This is a genomic window from Blautia sp. CAG:257, assembly GCF_000433815.1.
In the GTDB taxonomy this organism is placed as follows: Bacteria; Bacillota; Clostridia; order Lachnospirales; family Lachnospiraceae; genus Blautia_A; species Blautia_A caecimuris.
Genome location: NZ_HF999113.1, coordinates 33,033 through 40,047, shown reverse-complemented (window position 1 = coordinate 40,047; position 7,015 = coordinate 33,033). Strand labels below are relative to the sequence as shown.

Below are 7,015 nucleotides of genomic sequence, written 5' to 3'. Positions count from 1 at the left end.
TCTATCTCTCCCTTTTTCTCTATTACATAATATTGTTCTTCTCTTTTCATAAATTCAGGAAGAAGAGATTCATATGCCTCAGGAAGTTTTTCTTCCATTTTTGTCTTTGGAATATAGCGGTATGTATTTACTTCATAAGCATCTACTGCATAATCCATATAATTGGTAATAAAAATCATTGTTGGATCTGCATAATACCTGCGAATTTCTCTTGCCACTTCCAGACCATTTTTTCCTGACATTTCTATATCCAGAATATAAAGATCAAACTTTTCTTCTTTCAGACCTGCAATAAACCATTCCCAACTCTGAAATACTTCAATTCTGTGTTCAATTCCCTTTCTGGCAAAAAAACTGTGTGTTATTTTTCGTTCCTTTTCCAGGTATATTGCTTCATCATCTAAAATCATAATCCGTATCATACGCTTTCTACTCCTCAACAAATGTATAAAAACGAAAATTTTTTACATCATAAAAATAGCATTCCCCCTTATTGATCACCAACTCATAAACCTCTGCATCTTCCGCTTTCTTTCGCTGATACCGGTACACATATCTGCCCTCACAGTGTGTCTTTACCTTATAGATAATATCATCTACCAGTTCTGCGATAGTCATTGGATGCTCCTTTGTTGGTTTCCATTTTCCAATCATGCTGCGTACCTGCGCTCTGTTAAGCCTGATTCTTTTTCCAAAGCTGTTTCCTCTTGGAAAAAAATCGTCTTTTGTCTTTCCTGTATATTCCAGTACTTTCTGTACAGACAAATCAGCCTCATCCAGAGCAAATCCCATATTGGCATACGCCTGCATATGCAGCAGCGCCAGTTCAAGATATTTGTAATTTCCTGACTGTTCATACCACTGATTGAGATTGTGAATGCTTTCATATACAGTTTCTTTCACTGTAATCCCTCTGTTATGAAGTGTTTCTAATGCATACATCATAACATAAGTTTCCCCGAAATTTCCTGTTTCTTCCAAAATTTTTCCTCTTTTCTTTATACGTCATTTTTGCCTTGTCACATGTCATGTATGCGTTTCATTTTCTGTCGATTTATTGCTACACTATAACAAAGAAAGGACGAATACTATGAAACTTGATTTAGCTAAACGCCTTGTAAATGCAAGAACCGAAAAAAACTTAACGCAGGAAAAGCTTTCTGAATTATCCGGTGTATCTGTCAGTGAGATCAGCCGTATTGAAAATGGAAGATATTCCGCAACTGTAGAAACTCTTTGCAGACTTTCCAATGCTCTTGATGTAGGATTAGATTCTCTTTTATATGATCTTTTCCCTAAAAATACCCATATACAAAATCCTGACATCCAAAAAGTTGTCTCTATCATGGAAACCATGGATGAAAAGCATGCAAAAAACGTAGCAGACATTGTATACATTTATGATCGTGGACACAAGAGCTAACTGTGCTGTCAGGTATTGCAGCAAAATAAGAATATACTTTTTTCACTGACTTTTACTCTACTGTCCTTAAAACAGCAAAAAATGTCCTCCAAAAAGGTATGATATAAAAATTTCTGTATTCCAGAAATTTTTATTATGCCTTTTTTTATTTTTTCTGTTTACACATTTTATTTTTTTCACTCTTTATAAGTTGTATCGCCGGTGAACAACAAAAACAATTACAACACATTTAAGGAGGACAAACAAATGGGTAAAATTGAAAAAGCAACACAGTGGATGATCGATCTGGCAAATAATCCGAAGCACGGGTATGACCAGGACAATCGATGGGGACCTGACTACGACTGTTCTTCTGCAGTTATCAGCGCATGGCAGGCAGCAGGTGTGCCAGTAAAATCAAAAGGAGCTAATACCACACATGATATGAAGCCTGTATTTATTTCCTGTGGCTTTAAGGATGTTCGCTCAAGTATCAAGTCCAATTCTTCTACAGGTTTAAAACGAGGTGATGTACTTCTGAACACAGAATCTCATGCCGCAATGTATATTGGTAATAACCAGTTGGTTCAGGCCAGCAAAAATGAACACGGCAATTATCATGGGGGAACACCCGGAGATCAGACTGGTAAAGAAATTTATATTCGTGATTATTATGATTTTCCGTGGAATTGTATTCTTCGTTATATGAATGACGATTCATCTGTAACCCCTCCGCCAAGCGGAAATGTTTATATCCGTCAGGGCCAGACTGCTGCAAATAAATTTGTAGGTGCAGGGCTTACTATTACAGGTGTACGTGATGCCGCTACCAAAAAGGCCGGTATTAAAGTTTTACAGAAAGCTATGAATCTGGATTATGGCGCCGGACTGGCTGTAGACGGTATCTGGGGATCTGCCACAGAAGCCGCCCTTGGAAAACACTATGTAAAATCAGGTGAAACTCAGTACATGGTAACTGCCTGCCAGATTCTTCTTCTGATACGAGGATTTAATCCTAAGGGAGTAGAGTATCCGGGTACCTTCGGAAGCGGATGTCTGGCTGCTGTGAAGAAATTCCAGACAAACATGAAACTTCCGGTTACAGGCATCTGCAATGCTGCAACTTTTATTAAGCTTGCAAAATAACCCCTTCCAGTAACGTACTCATTTTTCACGATCTTCTTTTTCCTTATTAAGATGTATTAAACCCAAAAGCGGATATTGCTCCCCTGCAATATCCGCTTTCATAATTTTAATCAATAAAAATCACTTATTCCTGTGTGCTCCAGTAATAGGTCTCCCCATTTTCATTTGTAACAGGATCTCCATTTATACCTGCATCATCGACGTCTTCCCATGATCCATAATTCACACCATTTTCATCATAATAATTGCCATCTTCTGCCTGTTGTATATGTACGGCATTTCCATCTTTATCATAAAGCATCGAACTGAATGCTCCTGGTCCATCTATAAATTCAATATTATTTTGCCCCTCATTTTCCTGCTCATCTGTGGAATCAGAATTACTATCTGGATTCTGGTTCTCCTGCCCCTGTGAATCGCTCTGGGGCTTATCGCTGCCATCTTCTGTTTTCTGGCTGTCTGAATCAGAGTTGTCCTCCTGGCTGTCCCATTGAGCTCTGTATTCTTCATCCCACAAAGCCTGAAGCCCTTCGCTGTCTTTTAACCAGAACAGTTTATTTTTCTCTTTCTCAGCAGAATCCTTCAGATAAAAAGCTTCGCCTCCGTCCTTCTCTTTACGCACATAAGAATCTTCCCAGTCTTCAGGAACCTTCAGTTCAATTTCTCCCATACGGAACACAAGCATACCATCATCTGTCTGCTCTACATATTCCCACTGAGGAGCTGAAGGCTGTGCCATCAGAACATTTCCTGTAATAAGACAGCAGCCTGCTCCTATTGCCAGAGCCATAAAAACTTTTCGTTTCATTTCGTGTTTCCTCCTTTTCTGATATTTCCAGAAATTCACACTGGAATCTCTACAGAAAGCTTTCCGATGTTATGTTACTCGAAATAAAATTAATATTTTCCATCTGTCCTGCAACTATGCAAAAATGTCTTTTTCCTTGCCCACAGGTTGATTTTTCTGGCTCCTCTGTGTATAATCCAAACTGTTAAAACAGAAATCTGATATCTGAAAACTATATATTCACACAGGAAGGAATTTTATGGACAGTATTATTTTTGATGTAGACGGAACTCTGTGGGATTCCACGGAAATTGTTGCAGAATCCTGGGACGAGTATCTGCACAGTAAAGAACATATGAATATAACAGTCACAGCCGAAAGGCTGATGGGACTTTTCGGTCAGCCGCTTCCGGATATTGCCGCTCAGTTATTGCCGGATCAGCCAAAAGCAGAACAGCTCCGGATCATAGATGCCTGCTGTCAGGCAGAACATGAAGCGCTTCTTAAAACCTGCGCTCCTCTTTATGAAGATCTGGAAAAGACTCTGAAAACTCTTTCTGAAAAATATCCTCTTTACATTGTCAGCAACTGTCAGGCAGGATATATTGAAGTATTTCTGAAATCTTCAGGGCTTGGAAAATATTTCAGAGGACATCTGTGCTTCGGCGATACAGGTCTGGAAAAACACGCTACGATCCTGAAGCTTATGGACACCTACCATCTGAAAGACACGGTATATGTAGGCGATACTATGGGGGATTTTCTTTCCTGCCACAAAGCCGGTATTCCCTTTGTGTTTGCCTCCTATGGTTTCGGAGATGTGCCGGAACCGGATTACAGGATCAGCAGGCCGACAGACCTGGTGAAGCTTTTTGCTTAAAAAACAGGGAAACTGTGATTTTATTGTAAATCACAGTCTCCCTGTTTTTATTATTCCCTTTTATTTCATCCTGATTATCTGTTCAGTTTTTCATGCATTTCTTTTTCAGATACCACATCAGTCCTGCCATAATAATTACAAGAACCACAATATATCCGATCTTTGCCGCAACGGTTGTGGTGTAGGAATCAATTAAGGTGACAATTCCGATCAGGATTAAAGCCACGCCTGAGCCCTTTGCCATTTTTGTCTCATCATATTTGGCTTTGCGAAGCTGGGCGTTTCCTCCCTTCATAAAAAAGTCTCCATGTCCTGTCAGAAGCAGAATCCCCACGATCAGAGAAGCTCCTGCAAGAATAAAATCAAAAGATCTGCTCATTTCTATGTTATTCCTCCATTATCTTTAGTAAAAGCATACGATCGGTACATTATAGTCAATAATGCTGTACAGAACTGCTGCATTTTCCGGCGGGAGATTGATACAGCCATGCGAACCGTTGGTCAGATAAATATCTCCTCCGAACGCATCTCTCCAGGGAGCATCATGGAATCCAATACCGCCGTCAAAGGGCATCCAGTAATCTACAGGCTCTTCATATTCATAGGTTCCATCCGGTTTTTTGTCTCCCCGGAGAACCGAAGGACTTGTCTTGGAATATAAGGTAAAAATACCTGCATGAGTCTGTCTGTCTGAATAGCTCATATTTCCGGATACAAACTCTGAATCAAAAATCAGAGAGCCTGACTGATAATAATACATATGCTGATTGCTGAGATCTACCTCAATATACGTATTTCCAAGATCATTTAAACCATGAGAATTAGCTGTCTGCTCATATATGGGTTCCCGTGTTGTCTGGGTTCCCGACTGAATTTCCTGGGCAAGCTGAGCTGCCTCCGCCGCCTGATCGATCGCCCAGCCGTAAACGGAGCTGTATACATAAACCGTCCGTCCACTGGTTGTATGAAATTCCCGTTCTGTGCCCACCGTGTTATAGGTTGCTGCAAGCTGTGCCACATAATCTGCAATGTGCTGGTGGAACGTATTGTCATCCATCAGAAGCTGGCCTTTTTCGTCAAACTGAAGCCAGTCCTTGATCGTGTTTCCGTCAAGCGTTGCTGTCTGGTCTCCAAAGGTATATGTGATGCTGGCCTTTGTATAATTATTGCAGGCCTCCAACGCTGACTGAAGCTCCGGGTCATTCTGAGTTACTTCTGCTGACACATATGCATCCGGCGCTGTTCCAAAATCAATAGACGCCTGTGTGTCAGCTACAGCCTGATCCAGGATCCTGTAAGCCTGTTTCACGTTAAGCTGGGTGCCTTCTGTTTCCGGCACGATCTGAAACTGATTATCCTTAAAAGCTACATAGGCGTTTTCCGGCGCTGTCTGATTCTCGGTTTTTGCACAGTTCAGAGCTGTAACCTGCTGCTGAAGCAGGGTTTTATCATAGGCCACATTTTCTGCCACCGTATAGCTTTTCTGTTCATAAAAACCTCTGATCCACTCATAGGGCTTCTGATTTTTCAGAAGCTGAAGTGTTTCCCCTGTGGACAGATACTGATAATTGATCTGCTCGCCTGTAATCATCTGAGGTTCCTGGTTTCTGGAAGATACCTGAATGGAATAATCCTGTACCTTATCTGCCAGAGCCGTTTCTACCTCGTATGCCGTCTTGCCTGAACAGTCGATTCCGTTGATCCAGGTTCCCTCAAAAAAGCGGTCAGAATAATAATAGGTCATTCCCGCATAAGCGCATCCTGCAACAACAACCGCCATGGCGGCTGCCAGCCCTGTGATCTTCAGGCCTTTATGCTTTTTCCTTTTATTTTCCGGAAGAAGCGCCAGCTTCTCTTCTATGTCATCCATCGGCACATATTTTACCGGCTGAGGTCTGGCTGATTTTAATTTTCCAGAAGCTTTTATATTACGGGAAAAATCCTGGGAACCTTCTTCTTCCGGCTCATCATATCCTTCTTCATCATATTCCCCGGGAGCATATTCCGTATCTTCGTCATGTTCTTCCTGTGAGCCGTACTCCTCTTCAGGATCATAGTCTTCCTCTGATTCGTACTCCTCCTCTGAATCATATGCTTCATCCGATTCGTATTCTTCTGAATCATATCTTTCTTCTGATTCGTATCCTTCTGTTTCAGACTCTCCGTTGTCCGGTTCGTATTTCCTTTGGGAACTGTTTCTCTCTTCCTCAGGATCTTTCATGATCTTGTCCATTGCCGCATTGATCTTATCTTCAATATCAATGTTTTCTCCGGGTCCGGACCCCACATCATTTCTTTTTTTCTTACTGCTCATCTATCTCCATTCTCCTAGACTGTAACATCAAAAAACTGCTGTTTGTGTATCGGATTTTTAATCTTTCATATTATAACATATTTCATGGTATTTGTACCATATCTGCCCTATGTTTTTTCGTAATATACCAGAATTTCCATAATTTTATTATAACAGCAGGCGCTACTTATATTGTATCCTGCGTTGTCTTTTTTATCCTTAATACACAAAAACCCTGAGCAGTACAAGGTTTCCCCGTATTGCTCAGAGTTTTATTCCAGATGGAGATTTTCAGATTTATCTTATTGACAGTTTCTGCCTGCGTTCCATCACAGTTTTTATGTTTTATTTTTCGATCAGAAGGGATTCTCCTGTCATTTCTTCCGGTTTTTCCATTCCCATAAGCTCGATCAGAGTCGGAATAATGTCAGCAAGACATCCGCCTTCCTTCAGAGTATATTTCGGATCTGCATTTACAAGAATAAACGGAACCGGATTTGTAGTGTG

Annotated in this window: 8 protein-coding genes and 1 pseudogene; 3 read left to right on the top strand and 6 right to left on the bottom strand. The window is 40.8% G+C overall.

All coding sequences use genetic code 11. The features are described from left to right. Together QVP40_RS12690 and QVP40_RS12685 are read right to left on the bottom strand one after the other, a co-directional pair. Positions 1–422, bottom strand: a 422-nt coding sequence (locus tag QVP40_RS12690; protein WP_288200562.1) for a LytR/AlgR family response regulator transcription factor, incomplete at its 3' end; no start/stop codon positions are given. A gap of 7 nt (positions 423–429) precedes the next feature. Then, positions 430–981, bottom strand: coding sequence for a hypothetical protein (locus tag QVP40_RS12685; protein ID WP_022068760.1), 552 nt, complete (start codon positions 979–981; stop codon positions 430–432). 109 nt (positions 982–1,090) lie between these two features. On the opposite strand from QVP40_RS12685, the gene QVP40_RS12680 reads away from it, so the two are divergent. Both QVP40_RS12680 and QVP40_RS12675 read left to right on the top strand, forming a co-directional pair. Beyond that, the gene (locus QVP40_RS12680) at positions 1,091–1,423 is read left to right on the top strand and encodes a helix-turn-helix domain-containing protein (RefSeq protein ID WP_022068759.1); all 333 of its coding nucleotides are present in this window, start codon (positions 1,091–1,093) and stop codon (positions 1,421–1,423) included. 246 nt (positions 1,424–1,669) lie between these two features. Then, complete coding sequence (locus tag QVP40_RS12675) at positions 1,670–2,548, top strand: C40 family peptidase (RefSeq protein WP_022068758.1); 879 nt, start codon at positions 1,670–1,672, stop codon at positions 2,546–2,548. 124 nt (positions 2,549–2,672) lie between these two features. On the opposite strand, the gene QVP40_RS12670 is transcribed toward QVP40_RS12675, so the two are convergent. Next, positions 2,673–3,356, bottom strand: coding sequence for a hypothetical protein (locus tag QVP40_RS12670; RefSeq protein WP_022068757.1), 684 nt, complete (start codon positions 3,354–3,356; stop codon positions 2,673–2,675). Between the two features lie 238 nt (positions 3,357–3,594). On the opposite strand from QVP40_RS12670, the gene QVP40_RS12665 reads away from it, so the two are divergent. Then, positions 3,595–4,215 carry an HAD family hydrolase gene (locus QVP40_RS12665; RefSeq protein ID WP_022068756.1) on the top strand — a complete coding sequence of 207 codons (621 nt, stop codon included), beginning with the start codon at positions 3,595–3,597 and terminating at the stop codon, positions 4,213–4,215. Between the two features lie 82 nt (positions 4,216–4,297). On the opposite strand, the gene QVP40_RS12660 is transcribed toward QVP40_RS12665, so the two are convergent. The 3 genes and pseudogenes from QVP40_RS12660 to QVP40_RS12650 form a co-directional block, all read right to left on the bottom strand. Next, positions 4,298–4,594, bottom strand: coding sequence for a DUF3784 domain-containing protein (locus tag QVP40_RS12660; protein WP_022068755.1), 297 nt, complete (start codon positions 4,592–4,594; stop codon positions 4,298–4,300). Positions 4,595–4,618: 24 nt separating this feature from the next. Further along, complete coding sequence (locus QVP40_RS12655) at positions 4,619–6,529, bottom strand: L,D-transpeptidase family protein (RefSeq protein WP_022068754.1); 1,911 nt, start codon at positions 6,527–6,529, stop codon at positions 4,619–4,621. Positions 6,530–6,853: 324 nt separating this feature from the next. Further along, positions 6,854–7,015: pseudogene (locus tag QVP40_RS12650) on the bottom strand (2,3-bisphosphoglycerate-independent phosphoglycerate mutase); the annotation flags it as partial.

Coding starts and splice junctions, on each gene's coding strand:
- QVP40_RS12680 (WP_022068759.1), top strand. CDS start 1,091: ATGAAACTTGATTTAGCTAAACGCCTTGTAAATGCAAGAACCGAAAAA.
- QVP40_RS12675 (WP_022068758.1), top strand. CDS start 1,670: ATGGGTAAAATTGAAAAAGCAACACAGTGGATGATCGATCTGGCAAAT.
- QVP40_RS12670 (WP_022068757.1), bottom strand. CDS start 3,356: ATGAAACGAAAAGTTTTTATGGCTCTGGCAATAGGAGCAGGCTGCTGT.
- QVP40_RS12665 (WP_022068756.1), top strand. CDS start 3,595: ATGGACAGTATTATTTTTGATGTAGACGGAACTCTGTGGGATTCCACG.
- QVP40_RS12660 (WP_022068755.1), bottom strand. CDS start 4,594: ATGAGCAGATCTTTTGATTTTATTCTTGCAGGAGCTTCTCTGATCGTG.
- QVP40_RS12655 (WP_022068754.1), bottom strand. CDS start 6,529: ATGAGCAGTAAGAAAAAAAGAAATGATGTGGGGTCCGGACCCGGAGAA.